The organism is Spiroplasma sp. ald, from assembly GCF_044714355.1.
Taxonomy (GTDB): Bacteria; Bacillota_I; Bacilli_A; order Mycoplasmatales; family Mycoplasmataceae; genus Spiroplasma; species Spiroplasma phoeniceum.
On record NZ_RXFY01000145.1, the window covers coordinates 1 to 2,001 of the forward strand.

A 2,001-nucleotide genomic window follows, 5' to 3' on the forward strand; every position below is an offset into this window, starting at 1 on the left:
ATTATAATTTGCTATTAGTATCTTTTTAAAAATATTTACAATTATTTTAATAGGTTATGCAAGAAGTCTAATGATTTAATTTGTTATAATAAAAAAAGAGAAGGGTCTGGTGAGATAATGAAAGATGATTTTGTGATTTATAATGAAACAAAGTTTGATATTAAACCATATCAAGGTGATTTTAATGCAATTTTCAAAAAAATTAAAACTTTATTAGCAATAACTGAGCCATTAGAATTATCATTAATTATTGTTGATGCACAAGAACAATTAGAACTTAATCGAAAATATTGTAACAAAGATTATGTTGCTGATGTTATTACCTTTGCTTTAGAAGAAGAAAATAAGATTGATTTATTTCAATTAACCGGACTGCGAAGTTTAGGGGATATTTTTATTTGCTATGAAAAAGCTCTTGCTCAAGCTGCTGAATATAACCATTCTCTTCGTCGTGAATTTGCTTTTTTATTTACTCATGGTATGTTACATATTTTAGGTTATGATCATCAAACTCCGACTGATGAAGAAAAAATGTTTAATTTACAACGAAAAGTATTAAATGATTTACAAATTAACCGAATTCCAATAAAATAAAAACAGAAAGAAGAAAAGGATACATAATGGCAAAAGAGTCACCAGTCAAGAAAAAAATATTTTTTAAATTACGGAATAAATTTTCAAATGCTTTTCGTGGAATTTATACAGCAATTAAAGAAGAATCAAGTTTAATTATTCATTTTATTGTGTCATTGATTGTTATTGGTCTAGGAATTTGATTGCAAAAAATGGTTCCTAACCAGTTTGGATATGTTCAATGAGCAATTTTATTATTAACCATTGGAATTGTCATTGGTTTTGAGTTAATTAATACAATAGTTGAAAATTTTGTTGATTTATTATCATTTGAATATAATATTAAAGCAAAAAAAATTAAAGATATTTGTGCCGCGGCAACATTAATTAATTCTATTTTGGCAATTGCAATTGGATTATTAATAATGTTACCACCGTTGGTGGATGTTATTAAGTTATATTTACACATTAGTTAAAAAGGGGAGTTAATGAAATGCCAACTTATTTTGAAAAGTTAAAATTATTAAGTAAAAAGCTTATGCACCATATTCAAATTTTCGTGTTAGTGCAATTTGTTTGTTAAAAGATGGTACAGAAGTTATTGGTGTTAATGTTGAAAATGCAGCATATGCTGCTACGATTTGCGCAGAACGGACAGCTTTAGCTCAGGTTTATGCGTTAGGTTATCGTAAAACAGATAGTATAAAATTTTACTTATATACTGACAGTAAACAACCAGGTTCTCCTTGTGGAATATGCCGGCAATTTTTATGAGAATTAGTTGATCATCGAATTCCAATTGAAATTTATAATCAAAAAGGTGAATCATATGTTTTAACAATTAAAGATTTACTACCATATGGCTTCACGAAGGAGGATTTACAGTAGGATGGTCAAGAAACATAAAGATGAGGAAGATTTTCAACAAGATTTTGTTACTGACCATAGTTATCGTCTTGTTCCTGATGATCAATTACAAGAATATATGCATAATAATGCTATTTATATTAAAATCTTTTATGCTTTTCATGACAAACGGTTTTTATTAACTCATCATACTTGATGAAAAAAACTGATAATGATTTAGAAGCATATTGTAAAAAGTATATTATGGGTTTAACCAAGCGTTTGCATCTTGAAACAATGGCATTAACTTCTGATGAATTAGCACAAAAATGAGATATTCAGGAATATGATATTCCTGGTTATGAAGATGTGATGTTAAAAGGAGTTTCAATTCGTTCATGAGTAAAAAATGACAACAATAAAAAATGAGTTATTGTTGTTCACGGATTAAATTCACATAAATTCCGTGCAATTTTTTTGGTTTAATTTATCTTCGATTAGGTTATAATAGACTTCTTGCATAACCTAGTTATTTTAAAATTCCTATAAAATATATTTAAAATAGAAATTATAGGAATCTAA

5 protein-coding genes are annotated in these 2,001 nt (G+C 27.0%); all 5 read left to right on the forward strand.

Annotated elements, in window-relative coordinates; translation table 4 throughout:
* The first annotated feature begins 117 nt into the window (after positions 1-117).
* A complete protein-coding gene (gene ybeY / locus EHU54_RS05655; RefSeq protein WP_400249419.1) occupies positions 118-594 on the forward strand; it encodes an rRNA maturation RNase YbeY in 477 nt (158 codons plus the stop codon).
* A gap of 26 nt (positions 595-620) precedes the next feature.
* Positions 621-1,049 carry a diacylglycerol kinase family protein gene (locus EHU54_RS05660; RefSeq protein WP_400249421.1) on the forward strand — a complete coding sequence of 143 codons (429 nt, stop codon included), beginning with the start codon at positions 621-623 and terminating at the stop codon, positions 1,047-1,049.
* A gap of 100 nt (positions 1,050-1,149) precedes the next feature.
* Positions 1,150-1,461 carry a cytidine deaminase gene (locus tag EHU54_RS05665; RefSeq protein ID WP_400249422.1) on the forward strand — a complete coding sequence of 104 codons (312 nt, stop codon included), beginning with the start codon at positions 1,150-1,152 and terminating at the stop codon, positions 1,459-1,461.
* Position 1,462: 1 nt separating this feature from the next.
* Positions 1,463-1,660 carry a hypothetical protein gene (locus EHU54_RS05670; RefSeq protein ID WP_400249423.1) on the forward strand — a complete coding sequence of 66 codons (198 nt, stop codon included), beginning with the start codon at positions 1,463-1,465 and terminating at the stop codon, positions 1,658-1,660.
* The gene (locus tag EHU54_RS05675) at positions 1,636-1,905 is read left to right on the forward strand and encodes a hypothetical protein (RefSeq protein ID WP_400249424.1); all 270 of its coding nucleotides are present in this window, start codon (positions 1,636-1,638) and stop codon (positions 1,903-1,905) included. Before EHU54_RS05670 ends, EHU54_RS05675 begins: the two co-directional genes overlap by 25 nt.
* The last annotated feature ends 96 nt before the right edge of the window (positions 1,906-2,001 follow it).